Below are 24,451 nucleotides of genomic sequence, written 5' to 3'. Positions count from 1 at the left end.
AGGGACACCACGACGAGCGGCGCCAACCAGAATCGGGGCGTGCGCACGATGTGCCTCGGACGGTCGGTCGCACCACGCCCAAGCGATGTCACAGTCGCCACTCCTCCTCCGCCGATACCCGTGTGCAGATTGTCGCAGCAACGACGGAGGCCGGCAGCGCATCGCGCCGCCGGCCTCCTCGATTCGATCCGGGTGTCGCCGCCGCTAGCGGGCGGCCACCGTCTCCTCACCCTCGAGCGCATGAGCGGGCAGCTCGCGCTGCAGCTTCTCGCCCTCGATGTCGACGTTCGGCAGGATCCGGTCCAGCCAGGCCGGGAGCCACCAGGCCTTGTCGCCGAGCAGGGCCATCACCGCGGGGATGATCACCATGCGGACCACGAAGGCATCGAAGAAGACCGCCGCCGCCAGGGCGAAGCCGATCGACTTGATGAACGAGTTCGGCTCCGCGATGAAGGCCGCGAACACCGACATCATGATCAGCGCGGCTGCGGTGACCACCCGAGACCCGTGGGTGAACCCGATCGTCATCGCGTCCTTGGCCGAGGCGCCGTGCACGTATTCCTCGCGCATCCGGGTCACCAGGAACACCTGGTAGTCCATCGCCAGGCCGAAGACCACGCCGATCAGGAAGATCGGCATGAAGCTGACCAGCGGCTGCGGGTTCCCGACCAGCCCGCCCCAGCCGTTCTGGAAGATCGCGACCGTGGCACCGAAGGTGGCCGCGACGCTGAGCAGGAAGCCGAGGGTCGCGGTGAGCGGCACGAGCAGCGACCGGAACACCAGGGTCAGCAGGATGAACGCCAGGCCGACCACCACGAGCAGGTAGGGGATCAGGGCGTCCTGCAGCCGGTCGGAGATGTCGGTCTCGAGCGCGGTCTGACCGGTGACGCCGTAGTTGACGCCGATCTGCTCGTGCATCCCGGCCTCGCCGTCGCGGATGGACTGCATCAGGTCGACGGTCTTCGGGTCGGTCGGTCCGCTGGCAGGCGTGACCAGGATCTGCGCGGTGTCGCCCGCCTGGTTGACGCCGACCACCTGGGCGTTGGCCACATCGGGCTGCTCGGAGATCGTCGTGACGACGTCGCCGAACGCCTGCGTCGCCGGGACGGTGGCGTCGCGTGCGTCGACGACCACCACCAGCGGGCCGTTGCGGCCGGGGCCGAAGCCGTCGTCGATCAGGTCGTAGGCCTGTCGGGCGCTGGTCGCGGGGTCGGCGGTGGCCTGGCTCGGCAGGGCCAGCTTGAGGCCCGCCGTCGGCACCGCGAGCACGGCGAGCAGCAGGACGCCGCCGATCAGGGGGACCAAGGGGACACGGGCGATCCAGCGGGCGTAGCGCATGGACGCTCCCGGCTGCATCGAGCCGGACTCGGGATCCTTGGCCTTGACGAACGGGATCCGGCCCGCGAACACCTTGCTACCGAACAGCCCGAGCATCGCGGGCAGGAAGGTCAGCGCGATCAGCACCGCGATGAACACGGCGAAACCGGCGGCCATGCCCATGTCGGTGAGGAACTTGATACCGACCACCCGCAGTGCGACGAGCGCGATGACCACGGTCAGTCCGGCGAAGACCACGGCCGATCCGGCGGTGCCGACCGCGCGTCCTGCCGCTTCCTCGCGGTTGTCGGTGACGGTCAGTTCGTGCCGGAAGCGCGAGACGATGAACAGTGAGTAGTCGATCGCGACGGCCAGCCCGATCATGATCGCCAGCGTCGGCGTCATCGATCCGAGTTCGGTGAATCCGGTCGCGATGGTGATGCCGAGGCTGCCGATGCCGACGCCGATGATCGCGGAGATCAGCGGCAGACCGGCGGCGACGAGCGAACCGAAGGTGATCATCAGGACGACCGCGGCCACGGCCATACCGATCAGCTCGGTTGTCCCACCGGGAGCCTCCTGGACCTGCGCGGCGCTGCCGCTGAGCTGGACGTCCAGCCCGGCGTCCCGGCCGACCTGGGCGGCGGCGTCGATCTCGGCGGTCAGTTCGTCGGTGACGTCGGTGACCTCGCCGGTGAAGGGGACGTCGACGTAGCCGACTGTCGCGTCCGCGCTGAGCGAGGACAGGGCCTGTGCGTCGGCGAGCGCGCGGTCGAGCGGCTTGCCGGACTGCTGTGCCTGCTGGGTGACCATCTCGATCAGGCCGTCATGGGCCACGACGGGGTTGACAAGGGCTGCACTCCGCTCGCCCGCGGCCGGCGGGGTGGCGGGGTCGGCCTTCGCGGCGGGCTCGACCTGCTCGATCTCGCGTACCCGGTCGAGCACCGCGTCCATCGCGGCCTCGTTCGCCGGGTCCGTCAGCGCCTGGCCGTCGGGTGCGGCGAAGACGAAGCGCGCGCTGAGCGAGTTGAAGGGATCGTTGCCCGCGGCCTCGGGGAAGCGCTCGGCCATCAGGTCCTGCGCCTGCTGCGCGGGGGTGCCCGGGATCGAGAACGAGTCGTTGGTCGGCCCGGAGAGGGTCGCGGCGCCGACACCCATCAGGACGAGGAGGGTGAGCCAGATGGACAGGACCGTGCCTTTTCGCCGATAGGCGAACTTGCCGATCCGATAGAGATAGGTGGCCATGGAGGACCCTTCGTTCGAGGTGGGACGGGTCGGTCAGTTCTGCGTGGCGTGGGGAGGCTGCGGGATGCCCGCGCGGAGTTGGCGGAATGCCTCGGAGACGAGCCCGCCGGGGGTCTCGTAGTCGGAGGTGCCCTGCATCCAGAGTTCGATCGCGGCGCGTGCGGCGGCGCCTGCGGCCATCTGGAGCAGGTTCGGGTACAGGTCGCGCTCGACGTCGGTGCCGGTGCGTTCGGCGATCGCCTCGCCGAAGATGCGGGTGACGCGGCCGTGGATTTCGGGCCTGCGGGCGAGCAGCGCGGGGCTTTCCTCGACGAGCGCCATCACGGCGAAGGTGTCGGTGAGGTCGCGCTCGGGATCCATCACGATGCCGACGACCAGCGCCTCGAGCGAGTCCCAGATGGGCTCCTCCGCCGGGCGTTCGCGGAGCTTGCGCACCCACTCGGTCACTTCGGTCTCGAAGCGGAAGAGGATGGCCTCTTCCTTGGACGGGAAGTAGTTGTGAAAGGTGCGCGTGGAGACGCCCGCCTCGGACGCGATGGCGTCCGCCGTCACGCCGTCGACGCCGAGCGTCCTGGCGAGCCGGACCGCGGCGTCGCTCAGTGCCTGTCGGGTGGCGGCCTTCTTGCGGTCGCGTAAGGGCAGTTCTTGGATCACTCCATCGAGTGTACGAATTTTGCAGACCTCTGCAAGGTTGCAGAGGTCTGCAAAATTTGTGTGGTTGCCCACACTCGACGCGGCTCGGTGACGGCCGTCACCGAGCGGGGTCGTCAGCTCAGGTAGCCGCCACCGTGCGGGAAGAACTCCTTGCCGGTCATTTCGGTGCCGTCGTCGAGGCGAACGCGCTCGATCGACAGGCCCCGGTTGCGGCCGCTCCACGCGTCGGGCCCAGCGACGATGACCATGCCGTCGCCCTCGTGGATGAAGACCCGGCCGGGGGTGCCGCCGTAGCAGCCCTTGGACACCGAGGACTCGAGGACGCGGATGCGCTGGCCCTTGAAGTGGGTGAACGCGTTCGGGTACGGGTCGGACTGCGCGCGGACGAGTCGCTCGATGACCTCGGCGGGCCAGGTCCAGTCGATCAGGCTGTCCTCCGCGGCGCGCTTGTGGAAGAAGGTGGCCTGCGACCGGTCCTGCGGCGTCCAGTCCGTGCGGCCGGACTCGATCAGGTCGAGCGCGTCGACGGTGATCGGGCCGATCATGTCGACGGTCCGGTGGAACAGGTCGGTGACCGTGTCCTTCGGGCCGACCGGGGTGCTGCGCTGCAGGACGATGTCGCCCGCGTCGAGCTCCTCGTCCATCAGGTGCGCGGTGAGGCCCACCTCGGGCTCGCCGTTGATCAGGGCCCAGATCAGCGGGGAGAACCCGGTGTACTTCGGCAGCAGCGAGTCGTGGATGTTGAGGGTGCCGTAGCGGGGGGCGTCGAAGACGTCCCGCGGCAGCCAGGTGCGCCAGTTGTTGGCCACGATGATGTCGGGGTCGGCCTGCTTCAGGGCGGCCTTGAAATCCTCGTCGGGCTTGTTGGCGATGTGCACCGGCACCCCGTGCTCGGCGGCGAGGTCGGCGACCGAATCGGCCCACATCCGCTCGTACGCGTGGTCGCTCTTGGGGTGGGTGATCGCAAGTACCACCTCATGTTTGGAATCCAGCAGCGCCTGCAGGGTACGGTGACCCCAGGTCTGGTATCCGAGCGTGGCGACTCTCAACGGGTTCCTCCTGGACGAGCGCGACATTTGCCGTCGAGTGATCGACGCGGGGCTAGCTTAGGCTATCCATAGCGCTGGCACCGGGCCGTGTCCCGGTTCTCGCCAGAAAGGCTCGTCGATGCCCCTCGCCACGATCAATGGGATTCAGCTGAATTACCAGGTCAAAGGCTCAGGAGACCTGGTCGTCATGATCATGGGGACCGGCAGCCCCGGTCGGGTGTGGGACCTCCACCAGGTTCCCGCGCTGCTGGCCGCGGGATATCGCGTGTGTACCTTCGACAACCGTGGCATCGCCCCGACCGACGAGTGCGCGGACGGCATCACCATCGAGGACATGGTCGCCGACACCGCGGCGCTGATCGAGCACCTCGGGGGCCCGGCGCACGTGATCGGCACCTCGCTCGGCGCGCGCGTCGCGCAGGAACTCGCGCTCTCGCGTCCCGAGCTGGTTCGCAAGGCCGTCTTCCTCGCCGCGCACGGTCGCCGGGTCGCGCTGCAGACGGCGCTGTCTGAGGGGGAGCGGGAACTCGACGCGCAGGGCATCACGCTGCCCGCGAGCTACCGGGCCGCGATCACCGCGGTGCTCAACCTCTCGCCCGCCTCGCTGGTCGATCAGATGGCGGCCCAGGACTGGCTGGACATCTTCGCCTTCTCCAAGGCGGAGACCAGCCGCGGTGTGCGAGCCCAGCAGAACCTGGACGACTTCGGCGACCGCCTCGCGGCCTACCGTCAGATCACCCGGCCCTGCCTGGCGATCGGGTTCGCCGACGACCGGTTGGTGCCGCCGTACCTGGCGGCCGAGGTGGCCAAGGCCATTCCGGGGGCGAACTACGTGGAGCTGCCCGACTGCGGCCACTACGGCTACCTCGAGCGCCCCGACGCGGTGAACTCCGCGATCCTGGACTTCCTCACCGGCTAGCCCTTCACGAGTTGGGCGAGGCGGTCCCAAGCCGGGGACGAGGCTCCCGGCTGGGACATCGTCGCCAACCGGGCGATGGTCGGGTTGTGGACGGGGCGCGCCTCGGATCGGCTGTCGTGGTTGGCGAACCAGGTCCGGGTTCGGTCCGCGAGGGCGGGGAGACGAGGATCGTCCGGCAACCAGTCGTAGGCGGCGTCGTGGTCGAGGTAGAGGGCCCGGAAATCGGGATCGGCTATGAGCTCGCGCTTTTCGGCGATCCACGCGGCGGCGTCCTCCGGTGACGCCGTTTGCATGAGGATCCAGCCGTCGCGTTCGAGGCGCAACTGGCGCTCGCTGACGCCGAGTTCACGCAGATCGTCGAGATGGTCGGCGACTTCCGGGGAGACGAAAAGCCTGTCGCCGCCGCGCAACTGGGCGAGGTGATCGCGGGTTCGCCGCAGCTGCGCGATGCGGTCCCGGAGATTGTGATCGATCTCGGCGATCGCTGCGGTGAGCGCCTCCGCGCCGGCGTCGAGGAGATCCTTGATCCGGGCCAGCGGCACGCCCGCATCGGCCAGCGTCCTGATCTTGACGAGGTCGATGGCATCTTGGGCGGTGTAGCGCCGGTAGCCGGACGAATCGCGATCGGGCTCGGCGAGCAGGCCCCGCTCGTGATAGTGACGAATGGCTTTGGTGGTCACCCCGGCGTAGTCCGCGAGCTGGCCGATTGTGATCATGCCGGGCATCCTTCCATTGGGCGATCGGGGCGCGGGAACGGTCAGGCCCGTCGGGTCAGGCGGCCGCCGCCGTTGCGGAAGCGCGCCTTGCCGTCACGGACGTCGTGGTAGGAGATGAGCAGCAGTCGCAGGTATCCGTCGAACGCCTCGAGTGGGTAACCGGCGGGTGCGAACAGGCCGGGCCGGACCGGCACGTAGCGCTGCGGAGGGGCGGAGGTCATGCCGCCCGCGAATTCGGTGAAGATCCGCTCTTGCGATTCGTCCGCCGGCTCGTAGGTCACCCGCTCCTCCAGCTGACCTTCGACGATGCTGACGTCGATGCGGAGCTGATCGGAGCGGTAGGTGCCCACATAGGGGGTGAGGTCGACGTCCTGCTCCAATTCGGTGATCAGCGTGGGGATCTGGACGCCGAGGTGCTCGCTCAGGAGCCACTGCAGTATCTGGTCCTGCAGCATGATCGCCCCCGAGGTGTTTCCGAAAGCGGCGAAGACCAGGTCGTGTTCGGGCACGACACACAGAATGGACACACCGCCGGGCGACGCGCCCGACATGGCGAGGACGGTCGTCTCGCCGAACGGATACAGCACCCAACCGAGGCCGATCGGCGGGACGTTCGGGCTGGCCATGTCGTGGGCGACCTGCTGCATCAGCGTGGTGGACTCAGGCGAGAGGACGCGTGTGCCCGACGGGGACACGCCGCCCGCGAGGTGGGTGCGTCCGAAGGCGAGCAGGTCGGCGACGGTGCCGATCGGCGTGCCGCCTGCCGGTCCCCAGGTCTCGGGCAACGCGAACATGCCGGTGGGCTCGGCCGCCATCGTCTCGAGGTCGTTGAAATGGCCGACCGCGGTGCTGCGGAGGATGGCCTGCTCGGCCGAGGTGCTGGAGTCCGCCATGCCGACCGGCGCGTAGATGTCGCGCTCGAGCAGGTCGGGGAAGGACAGGCCGGTCACCACTTCCAGCAGGCGTCCGGCAACGATCATGCCGCCGTTGGAGTAGCTGAGCTGCTCCCCGGGTTCGAACAGGGTGCCGCAGCTGCTCGCGAGGCCGTCGGCGTAGGTCCTCAGGGCGTCGCGGCCCCTGGCGTCGGGGAAGAACAGGTCCGCGTCGATGCCGTTGGTGTGCGAGATCAGGTGTCGGACCGTGATGTTGTCCGTCGCGCCCGGTGCGGTCAGGGCGAAGTCGGGTAGGTACTTCACCACCGGCGTGTCGAGGTCGAGGAGTCCGCGCTCGACCTGTTGGAGGACCAGCGTCGTGGTCAGGACCTTGGTGACGGAGCCGAAGAGGAATCCGGTGTGCTCGAGCATCGGTGCGCCGGTGGCGACATTCGCGGTGCCGTGCGCGACGACGACCTGTTCGCCTGCGTGGTAGATGCCGGCGACGAAACCGGGGACGTTGTCGGACTCGCAGTAGGCGGCGGCCTGCTCGCGGATCTGGGCTTCGACGGTGTGCAGTGCGTTGTTGTTCATGCGATCCATCGTCGAACCTTGCCCCAGGGGCAAGGTCAAGCCCCGCACCGAAATCCCGGCCGAGCACCGGGTAGTTTGCCTACCCTAAGGGTAGGTAGCCTATCCTAAGGTCCGAAATCACGGCGACGACCGGCGCCGCGCGACGAAGATCGGACCTGTATGTCTTCTCCCTCGGACTCGACGGCACTCCCGCACGCCACCGGACAGTGGCTTCCCGTCACCGCTGCCCAGTCCGAGGTGTGGGTCGCGCAGCGGCTCGCGCCCACCAGCCCGGCCTACAACATCTCGCTGACCATCGAGGTGAACGGGCCGCTCGACATCGCCCGCGCGGTCGAGTCCGTGTACATGACGATCCGGCGGGCCGAGGCGCTGCACGTGCGGTTCGCGGTCGGGCCGGACGGGGAACTCCGTCAGCAGCGGCTGGACCCCGAGGCGTGGACGCTCCGGATCATCGACCTGCGCGACCGACCCGACCCGGCCGCCGCGGCCCGGGCCTGGGTCGAGAACGACATGCAGACCGTCGCCGAACTGGAGAGCGACGAGGCCCTGTTCACCCAGACGATCCTGCGGATCGACGACGAGGTGACGTGGTGGCACCAGCGGTACCACCACAGCATCATCGACGGCTACGGCATCGTGCTGCTGGTCGGCGAGGTCGTCGGGCGGCAGGAGCATCCCGAGCTCCTCTTCGACGAGCAGGACTGGTCCCTGCAGACCGCGATCGAGGCGGACGCCGAGTACCGCGGCTCCGGTCGATACGAGGCGGACCGGGCGCACTGGCTGGAGTGGCTTGCCGACGCGCCCGAGCCGCCGGTGTTGCTGCCCCCGTCCCCTGACCCCCTCGCGCCGCCGATCAAGGCCAGCGTCGAACTCGACCAGGAGACCGTCGAGGGGCTGTACCGGTACGCCGACGCCCAGGGCATCCGGCGCACCCGCATCCCGTTCGCGATGCTCGCGGCCTACTTGCACCGGGTCAGCGGCCAGACCGACCTGATGCTGTCGGTGCCGTTGACCGGCCGCACCGGCCGCGCGCTCCGGAACCTGCCGTCGATGGCCTCGACCATCCTGCCGATGCGGCTGCAGGTGAACGGGGACAGCACGTTGGCCGCGCTCGCGGCGCACATCGACAAGGGGTTGATCGGCCTGCTCCGGCACGGTCGCTACCGGGGCGAGGACCTCGCCAGGGAGATGCGCGCGCTCGACCCGTCCCGCCGGGTCTTCGGTCCCGGCGTCAACATCGTGTTGTTCGAGCACTCGTTGACCTTCGGCGGCAGCCCCGCGTTCGCGCGGAACATGGTGACCGGTGCCATCGGTGAGCTCGACTTCACCGTCCAGCGCGGGCAGGAAGGCGAGTCGATCCGGATCGACCTGCGCGTCGGTGCGGGACTCGAGGACGACCTCGAACGGCACCGCGTGCAGCTCACCCAGTTCCTCGGTCAGCTCGCCGCCGCGCCCGACGCCCCGATCTCGCGATTCGACGTGATGTCGGACGTGCAGCGGCGGCAGGTGCTGGTGGACTTCAACGACACCGCCCGGCCGCAGCCCTCGCACACCGTGCCCGAACTGTTCGCGGCGCAGGTCGCGGCAACCCCGGACCGGGAGGCGCTGATCGCGGGCGAGGTCCGGCTCACCTATCGGGAGCTCGGCGCGCGCGTGAACCAGCTCGCGCGGCACCTCACCGAGCGTGGACTGGCACCGGAAGAAGTTGTCGCGGTGGGCGTTCCGCGCTCCGCAGAGATGGTCGTCGGGCTGCTCGCTGTGATGACCGCCGGCGGCGCCTTCGTGCCCCTCGACCCGGCCTGGCCGCAGGACCGCCGCGACCAGGTGCTCGCGGACGCAGGCGCACGGCTGGTGCTCACCGGACCGGGCGGGGTGCAGGTCCCGCCGGAGTCGGCGGTTGCGGTGGACCTGGCCGATTGGGCGCACGCGGGTCAGTCGGCGGATCCCCTCGACGCCGAGATCGCGGGTCAGTCACTGGCCTACGTCATCTTCACCTCCGGTTCCACCGGCAGGCCCAAGGGCGCGATGATCCGGCACGAGGCGATCTGCGCCCGGTTGCTGTGGCAGGTCGAGGAGGTGCTCGGGTTCGGCGTCGACGACGCCTCGCTGTTCAAGGCGCCTCTCTCCTTTGACATCTCGGTCAACGAGATCCTGCTTCCGCTGGTCTCCGGTGGCCGGCTCGTGGTCGCCGAAGCGGGCGGCGAGCGCGACCCGCACTACCTGCTCGATCTCATCGAACGCGAGCGGGTCACCTTCGTGTACCTGGTCTCGTCGATGCTCAGCGTGCTGCTGGACCTGGCCGAGGGCGGCCGCTCGCTCGACGGCCTCCGGCACGTCTGGTGCGGCGGCGAGGTGCTCACCCCGGAACTGTTCGACCGGTTCCGGCGCCGGCTGAGCACCACGCTCTACCACGGCTACGGTCCCGCCGAGGCGACCATCGGTGTCTCCCATGTGATCTACCGCGACCGGGCCGAGCGGATCGCATCCTCGATCGGCAGGCCGAACCCCAACACCCAGCTGTACGTGCTGGACTCGCAGCTGCGGCCGGTGCCGCCGGGAGTCGGCGGCGAGCTGTATGCCGGCGGCTACCTGCTCGGCCGCGGCTACGTCGGCGCTGCCGCGCTGACGGCCTCGAGGTTCATCGCCAACCCGTTCGCCGAGGACGGCTCCCGGCTCTATCGCACCGGTGACCTCGCGCGGTGGGCGGAGGACGGCAGCCTCGACTTCATCGGCCGCGCCGACAACCAGGTGAAGATCCGCGGCATGCGCCTCGAGCTCGAGGACGTCGAGGCCGCCCTCGCGTCGCACCCGGGCGTCCGCGACTGCGCGGTGCTGGTGCGCGAGAACAACGGGTCCAAGTACCTTGCGGGCTACGTGGTCTCGCACGCGGACCACCCGGCGCTGACCTCCGACGAGGTGCGGGCCTGGGCGGCGGCCAAGCTGCCCGAGTACATGGTGCCCACCGCGGTGCTGCTCCTCGACGAGTTCCCGCTGACCGCGAACGGCAAGCTGGACCGGCGGGCGCTGCCGGAACCGGATCTGCGCGCCGCGCTGCCCGGGCTGGCGCCGCGCACCGAGCGCGAGCAGCAGCTGTGCGCCATCATCGCCGGGGTGCTCGGCGTCGACAGTGTCGGCGTCACCGACGACTTCTTCGCGCTGGGCGGCGACAGCATCGTCGCCATCCAGCTGGTGAACCACGCGCGCGGCGCCGGCCTGAACTTCAGTGCCCGCGAGGTCTTCCAGCTGCGCACCGCGGAGGCCCTCGCCCGCGAGATCGAGGGCCGCGCCGAGGCGTTGGTGGACCGGCTCGACGTCCCGCTCGGCGAGGTCCCCGCGACGCCGATCATCGCGCACACCAGCGAATCCGGCGAGGCCATCGCCCGGTTCCACCAGTCGGTGCTCGTGCAGACACCGATCGGGTTCCACGAGGACGCGGCGCGCGCGGCACTGGCCGCCGTGATCGAGCGCCACGATGCGCTCCGCGCCGCGCTGGTGCGCGGTGAGCGTTGGACGCTGTCGGTGCCCGAGACCGCAAGCGAGACGGCCCCGCTGCGCCGGATCGACGCGGAACACCTGACCTCGGCCGAGCTCGAGGCCGTGGTTTCACGCGAAACAATCGATGCCGCAGCGCGACTCGACCCCGACGCGGGCGTGATGCTCGCGGCGGTCTGGTTCGACGGCGGGGCGGACCGCCCCGGTCGGCTGCTGCTGGTGGTCCACCACCTGGTGGTGGACGGTGTGTCCTGGCGGATCCTGCTCGAGGACCTGGCCAGGGCGGGATCGGCGGCGACGGCTGGCATTCCGGTCGAGCTGGCCCCGGTGGGCACCTCGCTGCGCCGGTGGTCCCAGCTGCTGTCCGAGCGGGCCGAATCCGGTGCGTTCGACGGCGAACTCGACCACTGGCTCTCGGTGGCACGGACGGCGGACACCGCGCTCGGCTCGCGCGCGCTCGATCCGGCGCTCGACCGCTGCGGCGCAGCCGAGTCGATCACGGTGAGCCTGGCGCCCGAGTTCACCGGCCCGCTGCTCGGGGCCGTACCCGCCGCGTTCGGTGGTCAGGTCGGCGACGTGCTGCTCACCGGGCTCGCGGTCGTGCTGGCGGACTGGCGAGGACAGGCCGGTTCCGGTGCCGGTTCATCCGACACGCAGGTGGTCATCGACCTCGAGGGTCACGGACGCGAGGAGGACGCCGCGGGCAGGCCGGTCGACCTGGGCCGCACTGTCGGCTGGTTCACCAGCCTGTACCCGGTCCGGATCGACGCGGGTGCGCTCGCGGACGGCCTCGACCCGGTCGCGCTCGGCGCGGCGGTGAAGGCGGTCAAGGAACAGTTGCGGGCGGTGCCGGGCAACGGGATCGGCTACGGCGCGCTGCGGTACCTGAGCTCCTCGGGTGTCGAGTTGGCAGGCGGCGTCACCCCGCAGGTGCTGTTCAACTACCTGGGAAGGGTTTCCGCCTCCGAGGGGGCGGACTGGCTGCCGATCGCGATGGACGGCGCCAACGACCCCGACGCGCCGATGGGCCACGCCATCGAGTTCAACGCGATCGCGGAGGACGGACCCGACGGGCCCACGCTCCGCACCACCATCACCTGGGCGCCCGGGTTGTTCCCCGCGGCGCGGATCGCCGCGCTGTCGGAGGCCTGGACCGCGGCGCTGCGTGCGCTCGCGGCGAGCGCCCCGTTCGGCGGCCACACCCCCTCGGACTTCCCGCATGCGCGGCTGAGCCAGGCGGACGTGAGCCAGCTCGAGGCCGCGGCCGCCGACCTGGTCGACGTGCTGCCGATGACCCCGCTGCAGGAGGGCATCTACTTCCACAGCGCGTTCGAGACCGAGCACTCCGATCCCTATGTGGTGCAGCAGATCATCGAGCTGACCGGGCCGGTGAACCCGCAGGCGCTGCACGCCGCGCTGCAGACGGTCGTGGACCGGCACGCGGCGCTGCGCACCGGGCTGCGCGCGGTGTCCGACGGCCGGGTGGTGCAGGTGGTCTCCGGCGACGCCCGCGTCCCGATGGAGACGGTCGACCTGCGCGGACTGAGTCGCGACGAGGCCTCGTCCCGGGTCCGGCAGATCCTCGCCGACGAGCGGGTGCGTGGCTTCGACCTCGAGCAGGCGCCGCTGCTGCGGTACGTGCTGGTGCAGCGGGACGGGGCGAGCGAAGCGGCGGGCGATACGACTGCGGACGAGCACCTGCTGCTGCAGTCGATCCACCACATCGTCGCCGACGGCTGGTCGGTGCCGGTGATGCTCCGCGAGCTGATGGCGCTGTACGCGCCCAAGGGTGGTTCGGCACCCGCGGCGCTGCCCGCCCCGGAGCCGTACCGGAACTACCTGGGCTGGTTGGGCTCCCGTGACCGGCAGGCATCGATCGAGGTGTGGCGTGCCGCGCTCGCAGGCGTCGACGAGCCGACCGGGCTCGGCAGGGCCGAGCGTGGCACCGAGGTCGGTGTCCGCGAGGTCAAGGTCAACCTGTCCGCGGCGCAGACCGCGGACCTCATCGCGTTCGGACGCGCTCGCGGCCTGACGCTGAGCACCCTTGTGCACGGCGCTTGGGGCCTGCTGCTCGGCCGGCTCACCAAGCGCCGGGACGTGCTGTTCGGCTCGACGGTCTCCGGTCGGGGCGGCGACCTGCGCGGCATCGAGACCATGGTCGGTCTGTTCATCAACACGGTGCCCGCCCGGTTGCGCTACCGCGCCGAGGAATCCGTCGCCGCCGCGCTGACCCGTTGGCAGGACGAGCAGTCGAGGCTGCTCGAGCACCAGTACATCGGCCTGAGCGAGCTGCGCAGGCTGACCGGGCTGCAGGAGCTCTTCGACACCCTGGTGGTGTTCGAGAACTACCCGATCGGTGAGGGCGCCGTCGCCGATCCGACCGGCACGCTGGAGATCACCGGCATCACCTTCGAGGAGAATCCGCCGTATCCGGTGACGCTGATCGTCGCGCCCGGCGACGAGCTGCGGCTGGAGGTCAAGTATCAGGCCGCGGTGGTCGACGCGGCCACCGCCGACCGGTTGGCCGACGGCATGGTGTCCTTCCTCGGCGAGCTGGTGCGCGACGGCGACCAGCCGATCTCCGCGCTGGCGCTGGTGACCGAGGCCGAGCGGGACGAGCTGGAGGCGAGCTGGGCCGCCTCCATCGGATCCGTCGAGGCCCGTACCCTCACCGACCTGCTCGACGAGCAGGTCGCGCGCACCCCGGACGCGGTCGCCGTCGAGTTCGAGGGCCGGTCGCTGACCTACGCCGAGCTGCACGCGCGGTCGAACCGGCTGGCGCGCGAGCTCGTCGATCGCGGGGTCGGACCGGAGTCGCTCGTGGCCGTCGCGCTGGGCCGTTCGCTCGAGCTGATGGTCGCGCTGCTGGCAGTCGGCAAGGCAGGCGGCGCCTACCTGCCGCTCGATCTCGACTACCCGGCCGACCGGTTGTCGTACATGCTGGCCGATGCCGAGCCGGTGTGCGTGCTCACCGACGGCGAGCCGTTCGAGACCGGGCTGCCGGTGCTGACGGTGGATCTGTCCGAGCCCATGGGGGATTCGGATGTGCCGCCTGCGGTTGCCGGGGCCGTGGCGGGCAATCCCGCGTACGTCATCTACACCTCGGGTTCGACCGGCAGGCCCAAGGGCGTGCTGGTGTCGCACGAGGCCACCGTCAACCGGCTGCTCTGGATGCAATCGGAGAACCCGCTGACGGTGGGGGACCGGGTGCTGCAGAAGACGCCGTCGAGCTTCGACGTCTCGGTGCCGGAGTTCTTCGGGCCGTTGATCGCCGGGGCCACCGTCGTGCTGGCCAGGCCCGGCGGGCACAAGGATCCGGGATACCTGGCCGGACTGATCTCCGAACGCGGCATCAGCCGTGCGCATTTCGTGCCGTCCATGCTCGACCTCTTCCTGGCCGAGCCGGGCGCGGCCGCATGCACCGCGCTGCGGGTCGTCGCCTGCTCGGGTGAGGCTCTGTCCGCCGCGTCGGCCCGGCGCTTCGCCGAGGTGCTGCCCGGCGTCCGCCTGGACAATCTCTACGGGCCAACCGAGGCCGCGGTCGAGGTGAGCTACTTCTTCGGGGCACAGGCGCTGTCCGCGACGGCGCACAGCGTGCCGATCGGTGCGCCGGTCGCCAACACCCGGCTGTACGTGCTCGATCAGTACCTGAACCCGGTGCCGCCGGGTGCCGAGGGGGAGCTGTACCTGTCCGGGCCGCAGCTCGCCCGCGGCTATCTGGGCCGCGCCGCGCTGACCGCGGACCGGTTCGTGGCCGACCCGTTCGTCGCAGGCACCCGGATGTACCGGACCGGCGACCTGGTGCGGTCCGCGGACGGTGAACTCGAGTACGTCGGCCGCGCCGACGACCAGGTCAAGCTGCGCGGCTTCCGGATCGAGCTCGGCGAGATCGAGGCCGCGCTGCTGGCCGATCCGTCGGTGGCCCAGGCCGCCGTCCTGGTGCGCGAGGACCGTCCCGGCCAGCAGCGCCTGGTCGCCTATGTGGTGCCCTCCGGGCCCGTGAGCACTTCCGGCCCGCAGGGGGACCAGAAGTACGCACAGGCGCTGGCCGCCTCCTTGCCGGAGTACATGGTGCCCAGCGCGTTCGTGGAGCTGGACGCGTTGCCGCTCAGCCCGAGCGGCAAGCTGGACCGCAAGGCCCTGCCCGCGCCGGACTTCTCAATCGCGGTGTCGGAGGCCGCCCCGAGCTCGGGCACGGAGGGACGCATCGCCGCCCAGTTCGCCGAGGTGCTCGGCCTGGACCGGGTTGGCCCGGGTGACGACTTCTTCACCCTCGGCGGCGACAGCATCCTGGCGATCCGGCTGGTGAACCTGGCCCGCCGCGACGGTGTCACGCTCACCCCCCGCCAGATCTTCGAGCAGCGCACGCCTGCCGCCATCGCGCGGTTGGTCGGCGAGGCGGCCCCGATCGCGGAGGCGGCCACGCCCGACGCGTTCGTCGCGGACGGCATCGGCGAGGTCATCCCGCTGCCGGTGGTGCACCGGCTCTCCGAATGGTCCGGCGGCACCGACCGCTTCAACCAGGCCGTGCTGCTGTACACCCCGGCAGGCGCCGAGGAGCGCGGACTGACCGCGGCGCTGCAGGCGCTGCTCGACCACCACGACGGCCTGCGCGCCCGGTTGACCCGGCACGCACCCGGCGTCTGGTCGACGGTGACCACCGAACCCGGTTCGGTGAGCGCCGCCTCGATCTTCACCGCCGTCGACGCCCGCGACCCGGAGTCGCTGCGCGCCATCGTGACCGAGCACTCCGAGGCGGCGACCGACCGCCTCGACCCCGAGTCGGGTGTGATGCTGCAGGCGGTGTGGTTCGACGCCGGACCGGAGATCACCGGCCGCCTGCTGATCGTCGCGCACCACCTCGTGGTCGACGGGGTGTCCTGGCGGATCCTGCTCGAGGACCTCGCGATGGCGAACGTGGCGTCGGCATCCGGCCAGGATGCGGCGCTCGATCCCGTCGGCACCTCCCTGCGCGGGTTCGGCCGGATCGCCGCCGAGCAGGCCCAGGGCGCCGAGCGCCTCGCCGAGCTGGCGCACTGGTCCGGCGTGACCGCGCCGGGAGCGGCTCTGGTGCCGGAGGTCAGCGGTCACGCGACCATCGGAACCGGCTCCCAGCAACGGATTTCGCTGTCCGTGGACGACACCGCCGCCGCGTTGACGACCGTCCCCGCGCTGGCGAACGCCGACGTGACCGACGTGCTGCTCAGCGCGCTGCGGATCGCCGTCAGCCGCTGGCACCGCGACACCGGCCGCGCCGCGTCCGACCTGCTGGTCGACCTGGAGCGGCACGGCCGCGAGGAGCTGGCGCCTGGCGTTGACCTGTCCCGCACCGTCGGCTGGTTCACCAGCATCAGCCCGGTCCGGCTGCGGGCGGGCGACCGGCCGCTGGACGTGCTCAAGGACGTGAAGGAGCGGCTGCGGGACGCGCCCGACGGCGGCATCGGCTACGGCATGCTGCGGTACGCGAACGCCCGCACCGCCGCCCTGCTCGCTGCCCGCGCGGAGTCGCAGGTCCTGTTCAACTACCTGGGCAGGATGCCGTCGGCAGATCTCGGCATCGCGGTCCCGTGGGCCCCGGCCCCCGAGACCGGTGCGCTGTCAACCGATCCCGATGCCGACATGGGCGGCCCCTACCTGCTTATCGTCAACGCGATCTGCGAGGACACCGCCGAGGGCCCGGTGCTGACGGCGAACTTCGGCCGCTCCGAGCTGGGGCTGACCGAGGCCGACGGTGAGGCGCTGAGCCAGGGCTGGGCGCAGGCGCTACGCGAGCTCGTCGAGACCGCGGCGCGCCACGACGGTCCCGGTGTGCTGACGCCGTCGGACGTGCCGCTGGTGACGCTGACCCAGGCGGAGCTGGACCTGATCGCCGAGCGCAGCCCCGCCGGGGTCGACGCGGTGTGGCCGCTGTCCCCGCTGCAGGAGGGCCTGTACTTCCAGGCCACCTTCGACGAGGGCGCCGACATCTACACCGCGCAGTTCTCGCTGGACTTCGAGCACCGGCTCGACATCGAGCGGCTGGCCTCGGCGCTGCGCACTCTGCAGCGCCGGAACCCCACGCTGCGTGCGGGATTCCTCAGCGACGGCCTGACCGCGCCGGTGCAGTTCATCACCGCGGACCTCGACGTCCCGATCGTCGAGTTCGACCTGCGCGAGCTGACGGAGGCCGAGCGTGAGGCCCACGCGGCCGAGCTGATGGCCACCGACCGGCTCACCCCGTTCGACCTGACGGCGCCGCCGCTGTGGCGGGCGATGGTGATCCGCCTCGACGACGACCGCGACCGTCTGGTGGTCAACCGGCAGTTCCTGCTCTGGGACGGCTGGTCGAACGGCATCGTCGTCAGCCAGCTGCTCGCGCTCTACGAGGCGGCCGGCGACGACAGCGGGTTCCCGACCCCGACGGGTGGTTTCGACGACTACCTGGGCTGGCTGCGCGACCGCGACAGCGAGACCGGTCGGGCGGAGTGGCGGCGCGCGCTGGCCGGTCTCGAGGAGCCGACCCTGCTCGGGTCGGCCGTGGCCGGGGCCCCCGCGCTGCCCGGCCGCCGCGACACCGTGCTCACGGCCGAGCTGAGCGAGCGGCTGCGGGCCAGGGCGTCGGCCAGCGGGGTCACCTTCAACGCCGTCCTCAGTGGCGCGCTCGCGCTGGTGCTCGGCGCCGCGACCGGCCGCGACGATGTCGTGTTCGGCATCACCGTCGCAGGCAGGCCCCCCGAGGTCGAGGGCCTCGACACGGTGGCCGGCCTTTTCCTCAACACCGTCCCGGTCCGCACCACCCTGCGTCCGGCGGAGCGGGTGGAGGACCTGTTGCGGCGCAGCCAGTCCGAGCGACTCGGCCTGATGCCGCACGACTATCTCGGACTGGCCACGATCGGGCGCGAGTCCGATCACCGCCAGCTCTTCGACGTGCTCTACGTGCTGCAGAACTTCGTCGACGAGAACCAGGTGTCGGCGCTCAACAGCGCACACGACATCAGCGGCGGCGACAGCGTCGACCACACCCATTACCCGCTGACCGTGGTGGTGACGCCCGGCAACCGGGTGAAGATCAAGTTCGAGTTCCGCCCCGAGGCGGTGGCCGAGACGACGGTCGAGTCGATGCTGGCCCGGTTCGTCGGGCTGCTCGAACTGTTCGCCGACGACGTGTCCGCACCGGTCGGGTCGCTTGACCTGTCGCTGCCCGGCGAGCGCGCGGCGCTGATGGCGGGCTCTACCGAGCGGGAGCTGCCCGAGTCCACCATCGCGGACCTGTTCGCGGAAGCGGCCGCGCGCACCCCGGATGAGGTCGCGCTGGTGTTCGGCTCGCAGTCGGTGACCTATCGCGACCTCGACGGCCGGATCAATGCCATGGCCCGGCTCCTGCTGGCGCACGGCGCCGGTCCGGAACGGATTGTGGCGCTTGGCCTGCCGCGATCGGTTGAGATGGTCGTCGCGCTGTTCGCGGTGCTGCGTACCGGGTCGGCGTACCTGCCGCTGGAGCTGGACCACCCGGCGGAGCGACTGCTCGGGATGCTCGACGATGCCGGGCCGGTGGCGCTGGTGACCACCGTCGCGGTCCGCGAGACCCTCGCCGGTTTCGAGGGCACGGCGATCGTCCTCGACGGCGACGCGAGCCGGGACCACGGCACCGGACCGCTGACCGATGCGGAGCTGGGCGGCTTCGCCCCTGGCACCCCGGGGCGGCTGGACCACCCGGCGTACGTCATCTACACCTCCGGCTCGACGGGCAAGCCCAAGGGCGTGGTCACCGGGTACCGCGGCCTGACCAACATGCAGTTCAACCACCGCGCGGAGATCTTCGACCCGACGATCGCGATGACCGGGAGCCGACGCCTCCGGATCGCGCACACGGTGTCGTTCGCCTTCGACATGTCGTGGGAGGAGCTGCTCTGGCTCGTCGAGGGGCACGAGGTGCACATCTGCGACGAGCACCTGCGCCGGGACGCGGAGGCTCTGGTCGCATACTGCAATGCCAACGCCATCGACGTCGTCAACGTGACGCCGACCTACGCGCAGCACCTGTTCGAGGAGGGCCTGCTCGGCGACGGCCCGGGCGAGCATCGGCCGCCGCTGGTGCTGCTCGGCGGCGAGGCGGTACCGGACTCGGTGTGGAGCAGGCTGCGGGACACGGAGGGGACGTTCGGTTACAACCTCTACGGCCCAACCGAATACACGATCAATACGCTCGGCGGCGGCACGTCGGACTCCGCGACGCCAACGGTCGGCAAGCCGATCTGGAACACTAGGGCCCACATTCTCGACTCGTGGCTGCGTCCGGTAGCGGACGGGGTGGCGGGCGAGCTGTACATCGCGGGCATCGGCCTGGCCCGCGGTTACCTGGACCGCTTCGGCCTGACCGCGGAGCGTTTCGTGGCCGACCCGTTCGCGGCGGGCGGCCGGATGTACCGCACCGGTGACCTGGTGCGGCGCGGCGCCGACGGCAACATCGACTTCCTCGGCCGTACCGACGACCAGGTGAAGATCCGCGGTCACCGCGTCGAGCTGGGCGAGATCGAGTCGGTCCTGGCCGGCCTCGACGGGGTGCGGCAGTGCGCGGTCATCGCGGCGCCCGGCCCCGGCGGCGTCAAGCGGCTGGTCGCCTACGTCGTGCCCTCCGGGCCCGTGAGTGATTTCGGCCCCCATGGGGGCCAGAAGTACTCACAGGCGCTGCGCGCCTCCCTGCCGGACTACATGGTTCCCGCGGCGTTCGTGCCGACCGACACCCTGCCGATGACGGTGAACGGCAAGCTCGACGTGCGAGCGTTGCCGCCGGTGCCGGACGCGGTCGGCTCGGGCTCACGCGCGCCGGCCGATCACATCGAGCAGGCGCTGTGCGAGCTGTTCGGTGAGGTGCTCGACGTCAGCGAACTCGGCACGGCGGACAGCTTCTTCGACCTCGGCGGGCACTCGCTGTTGGCGACCCGGCTGATCAGCCGGGCCCGGTCGGCGCTGGCCACCGAGCTGACCATGCGGGACCTCTTCGAGGCGCCGACCGTTGCGGAGCTGGCGGAACGGGTCCGGGCACGGGGCCAGGCGGTGCGCCCGGTGCTGGCACCGACGGTCCGGCCCGAGCACCTGCCGATGTCGTACGCGCAGCAGCGGCTCTGGCTGATCCAGCAGATCGAGGGGGAGTCCGCCGCGTACAACTTCCCGATCGTGTTGCGCCTGAAGGGCGAGCTCGACGCCGGGCTGTTCGCGACCGCGCTCGCGGACGTGGTCGGCAGGCACGAGTCGCTGCGCACCGTGTTCGGAGAGGTCGACGGTCTGCCCGTGCAGCGGGTCCTCGACGAGGCGACCCCGGAGCTGACGGTGGTGGACGGGACCGAGGCCGAGATCGCGGACCTGGTCCGCGGCGCTGTGCTGCGGCCCTTCGACCTGACCCACGAGATCCCGGTGCGCGGCACCGTGATCCGACTGGACGCGCACGACCACGTCCTCGCGCTGGTGCTGCACCACATCGCCACCGACGAGTGGTCGGACCGGCCGTTCCTGCGCGACCTGATGCTCGCCTACGCCTCGAGGGCGCACGGGCAGGCGCCGCAGTGGGAGCCGCTCGCCGTACAGTACGCGGACTACACGCTCTGGCAGCGCGAGCTGCTCGGCGACCCAACGGACCCGGATTCGGTGCTGAGCGAGCAGCTCTCGTACTGGGAGCGGACGCTGTCCGGTGCGCCGGAGGAGCTGACGCTACCCACCGACCGTGCCCGGCCTGCGCGGCCGAGCTTCGCGGGCGGAGCGGTCGAACTGGACCTGGATCCGCATACCACCGCGGCGCTGCGGGCGCTGGCGGCCGACAGCGGCGCGAGCATGTTCATGGTGCTGCACGCCGCCGCCGCGGCGCTGCTGCACCGCATCGGCGCCGGCGATGACCTGCCGCTCGGTGCGCCCATCGCGGGTCGCACCGAGCAGGGCCTCGACGAGATGGTGGGATTCTTCGTCAACACGCTGGTGCTGCGCACCGACGTGAGCGGCAACCCGACGTTCGGCGAGCTGCTGGCCCGGGTCCGCGAGCTCGACCTCGCAGCGTTCACCAATGCCGACGTCCCGTTCGAATCCGTTGTCGAGCGCCTGAACCCGGCCCGCACGCTGGCAAGGAACCCGCTGTTCCAGGTGATGGTCGGCTACCACAGCCGGGCCGCCGACATCACGGAGCTGGGCGGGCTGACCCTCGAACCGGTGCCGCTGCAGGAGCGGACCGCCAAGTTCGACCTGGTGTTCAACTTCACCGAGTACTTGGACGAGGATCGGATCGCGCTGCGCCTCGAGTTCGGCGCCGACCTGTTCGACCGGTCCACCGCCGACGCGATCGCGCACCGTCAGCTGGCGCTGCTCGATGCCGTCGCACAGGAGCCGTCGATGCCGATCGGCGCGGTCGACGTGTTCCTCCCGGGCGAGCGGAACCTGGTGCTGGTGGACTTCAACGACACCGGCAGGCAGGTGCCGGAGGAGACCCTCGACGCCTCGTTCGCGCGCTGGGTCGCGGCAACGCCGGGCGCGGTGGCCGCGCTCGACGAGCACGGCAGCGCGACGTACGCCGAGCTCGACGAGCGGTCCGACCGGATCGCCGCGGTGCTCGGCGGCCGCGGCGTCGGCGCGGAATCGGTGGTGGGCCTTGCCGTTCCGCGTTCGGTGGACATGGTCGCCTCGGTGCTGGCCGTCCTCAAGCTGGGTGCGGCCTACCTGCCGCTCGACCTGAGCCACCCCGCGGACCGGATCTCGTACCTGCTGGTCGACTCGAACGCGAGGGTGCTGCTGAGCACAGCCGCGGAATCCGCGCGGATCGAGGAGGTGCCGGGCCTGCGCCGGGTGCTGCTCGACGAGCCGGACGTCGTCGCGGAGCTCGCCTCGGCGGGGAGGCCGCCGACCGCGGTGCCCGCGGGCATCGACCACGCGGCCTACGTCATCTACACCTCCGGGTCCACCGGCAGGCCGAAGGGCGTGGTGGTCTCGCACGAGGGCATCTCCAGCCTGGTCGCCACCGCCGAGGACCGGATGCGACTGGTGCCGGGTTCGACTGTGCTGCAGTTCGCCTCGGTCGGGTTCGACGTGGCGGTGTTCGAGCTGTCGATGGCCCTGTGCACCGGGTCGCGTCTGGTGATCGTGCCGGACCGCTCGCGGGTCGCGGGCCCAGAGCTGACCGACTTCATGCACGAGCATGAGGTCACGCACGCGATCATCCCGCCCTCGTTGATGGCCGCGCTCCCGCCGGGCGCCCTGGTGCCCGCGGGCTGCACGGTCCTGGTCGGCACCGAGACCGTGCCGCCGGACCTGATCGGACGGTGGGCGGAGCGGCTGAATCTGCTGGCCGCCTACGGCCTCACCGAGGCGACGGTGAACAACACCCTGTGGCAGGCGCAGCCGGGCTGGAACCAGGCCGTGCCGATCGGCATCCCGGACCCCAACGAGCAGGCGTTCATCCTCGACGCGCGACTGCGGCCGGTTCCGGTCGGCGTCGCGGGGGAGCTGTACATCGCAGGCCGCGGGCTGGCCCGCGGCTATCTCGGCAAGCCTGCGTTGACGGCGGGGCGTTTCGTCGCCAATCCGTTCGGCCCCGGCCGGATGTACCGGACAGGTGACCTGGCGCGCTGGCGGGCCGAGGGCAATATCGACTTCCTCGGCCGGGTCGACGACCAGGTGAAGATCCGGGGCTTCCGCATCGAGCTCGGCGAGATCATCGCTGCGCTCGCGGACAGCGAGGGCGTCAACCAGTCCGCGGTCGTCACCGACCGGGACGGGTCGATCGCCCGGCTGATCGGGTACGTGGTGCCGTTCGAGGGTGCGGTGGTCGATCCGGCCGCGGTGCGCGCCCACGTGGCGTCGTCGCTGCCGGACTACATGGTGCCCAGCGTGGTCATCGTGCTCGACGGACCGCTGCCGCTCACGCCGAACGGCAAGCTCGACCGTAAGGCGCTGCCCGCGCCGGACTGGTCGGAGCTGACCGGCGACGTCGCGCCGCGGACCCCGAGGGAGCGGGTGATCGCGGACCTGTTCGCGGAGATCCTGCACCTGCCCTCGGTCGGTGTGCACGACAACTTCTTCGACCTCGGCGGTCACTCGATGGCCTCGATGCAACTGGTCGGCCGGGTGCGCACCGAACTCGGTGCCCAGCTGAGCATTCGGGAGGTCTTCGACGCACCGACCGTCGCGGAGCTCGCCGAGCTGACCGAGGCGGACAACGGTGAGGGCAGGCCTGCCCTGCTCGCGGGGGCGCCCCGCGACGGTGCGGCGCCGTTGTCGCCGCCGCAGCGCAGGCAGTGGCGGATGTATCGGGAGTCGCCGACCGCCAGCCACGCCCTCTCGCTCTACCCGGAGCGTCGACTCGACGCCGAGTCGCTGGCGTTGGCCCTCGACGACGTGGTCTCGCGGCACGAGCCGCTGCGCACGGTGTTCTTCGAGCGCGAAGGAGGGGTGTTCGGCCAGGAGGCGGTGCGCCCTCAGGTCGGGCTGGTCGATGTCGGCGACGGCGATCTGCACGCGCGGGTCTTCGAGTTGGCCCAGCAGCCGATGGATCTCACCGAGCAGGCGCCGCTGCGGGTTCAGCTCGTGGAGGACTCGTCGGGTCGTCAGGCCCTGCTGCTGGTGATGCACTACCTGGCCGTCGACGAGTGGTCCGTGGTGCCGTTGCTCGGGGAACTGCTCGCCGGCTATCTGGCGCGGCAGGCGGGACACGCGCCCGAGCTGCCGCAGCTGCCGGTGACCTATGGCGACTACGAGGCGTGGTCGCGGCAGGTTCTCGGCGACCCCGCGGACGAGTCGAGCAGGCATGCAAGGCAACTTGCGTACTGGCGGGAGCGGCTGTCCGGACTGCCCGAGGCCATGAGCATGCCGGGTGTGAGGCCGGGTGGTCCCCGCCGCGGCGACGTGGTGCCGCTGCCGATCGACGAGTCGCTGCATCGCGAGATCGACGCGCTCGCCCGTCGGACCGGAACTTCGATGTTCATGGTGTTGCAGTCGGCACTGGCCGTCGCTCTCGCCGAAGCCGGTGTGGGCGAAGATCTTCCGATCGGAGCCCTGGTGGCCGGCCGGACCGAGGAGGCGCTGTCCGGGTTGATCGGCTGCTTCTTCAACACGGTGGTGCTGCGGACGGACACCTCGGGTGAGCCGACCTTCACTGAGTTGCTGGCCCGGGTCCGGGAGAGCAACCTGTCCGCGCTCGAGCATCAGGATGTCGGATTCGATGACGTGGCAACCGATCTCGGCGGCGATGCGCTGCGACCCCAGGTGATGGTCGTGCACCACGAACAGGCGCGCCTCGGCGAGCTGGACGGAGTCTTCGGTGGCCTGCTGCCGGTTCCGGTCGGCGAGCCGGTGTCGGACCTGGCGCTGAGCTTCTACGAGCCGGTGGGCGATGGCCCCGTGCACGCCTATCTCGGCTACCGGACGGACGTGCTCGAGCCCGCGGTCGTGTCCGCGCTGGCGGATCGGTTGCTGGCCCTGCTGGCCGCCGCGTGTGCCGACGCGGATCGCCGGATCGGGTGACCGAGTGAAGGCCCGCCCCGGGCCCCAAATTAGGGTAGGCTGCGCTACTATTCAGCGCGGCCCGAATGTTGGACCCCGAGCTATGTCAGCAACAAGTAGCACTGCCGCCGGCCG

At 70.8% G+C, this 24,451-nt stretch carries 7 protein-coding genes; 2 read left to right on the top strand and 5 right to left on the bottom strand.

Features of this window, described 5'->3' with window-relative positions:
* Window positions 1-204: 204 nt before the first annotated feature.
* The 3 genes from BR31_RS0125945 to BR31_RS0125935 all read right to left on the bottom strand — a co-directional run bounded on the left by BR31_RS0125945 (window position 205) and on the right by BR31_RS0125935 (window position 4,265).
* The gene (locus BR31_RS0125945) at window positions 205-2,562 is read right to left on the bottom strand and encodes an MMPL family transporter (protein ID WP_027503488.1); all 2,358 of its coding nucleotides are present in this window, start codon (window positions 2,560-2,562) and stop codon (window positions 205-207) included.
* 33 nt (window positions 2,563-2,595) lie between these two features.
* Window positions 2,596-3,216 (bottom strand): acyl-CoA-like ligand-binding transcription factor, encoded by a 621-nt coding sequence (locus tag BR31_RS0125940; protein ID WP_027503487.1) that lies wholly within the window; start codon window positions 3,214-3,216, stop codon window positions 2,596-2,598.
* 113 nt (window positions 3,217-3,329) lie between these two features.
* A complete protein-coding gene (locus BR31_RS0125935; RefSeq protein ID WP_027503486.1) occupies window positions 3,330-4,265 on the bottom strand; it encodes a methionyl-tRNA formyltransferase in 936 nt (311 codons plus the stop codon).
* A 118-nt stretch (window positions 4,266-4,383) separates the two neighbouring features.
* Here BR31_RS0125935 and BR31_RS0125930 point away from each other — a divergent pair, with 118 nt between their 5' ends.
* On the top strand, window positions 4,384-5,184 hold the full coding sequence (locus BR31_RS0125930; RefSeq protein ID WP_027503485.1) for an alpha/beta fold hydrolase: 801 nt from the start codon (window positions 4,384-4,386) through the stop codon (window positions 5,182-5,184).
* Here the strand turns inward: BR31_RS0125930 and BR31_RS0125925 are convergent.
* Window positions 5,181-5,900, bottom strand: coding sequence for a MerR family transcriptional regulator (locus BR31_RS0125925; RefSeq protein ID WP_037178411.1), 720 nt, complete (start codon window positions 5,898-5,900; stop codon window positions 5,181-5,183). The genes BR31_RS0125930 and BR31_RS0125925 overlap by 4 nt on opposite strands.
* A 41-nt stretch (window positions 5,901-5,941) precedes the next feature.
* Window positions 5,942-7,366 carry a serine hydrolase domain-containing protein gene (locus BR31_RS0125920; RefSeq protein ID WP_197023718.1) on the bottom strand — a complete coding sequence of 475 codons (1,425 nt, stop codon included), beginning with the start codon at window positions 7,364-7,366 and terminating at the stop codon, window positions 5,942-5,944.
* Between the two features lie 159 nt (window positions 7,367-7,525).
* On the opposite strand from BR31_RS0125920, the gene BR31_RS30265 reads away from it, so the two are divergent.
* Window positions 7,526-24,337, top strand: a complete 16,812-nt coding sequence (locus tag BR31_RS30265) for a non-ribosomal peptide synthetase (protein WP_037178410.1) — start codon at window positions 7,526-7,528, stop codon at window positions 24,335-24,337.
* Window positions 24,338-24,451 lie beyond the last annotated feature (114 nt).

Origin of the sequence: Rhodococcus sp. UNC363MFTsu5.1 (assembly GCF_000686785.1) — a bacterium.
Taxonomy (GTDB): domain Bacteria; phylum Actinomycetota; class Actinomycetes; order Mycobacteriales; family Mycobacteriaceae; genus Rhodococcus_G; species Rhodococcus_G maanshanensis.
The sequence above is the reverse complement of the archived record's forward strand: the minus strand, read 5'-3'. Positions and strand labels throughout refer to the sequence as shown.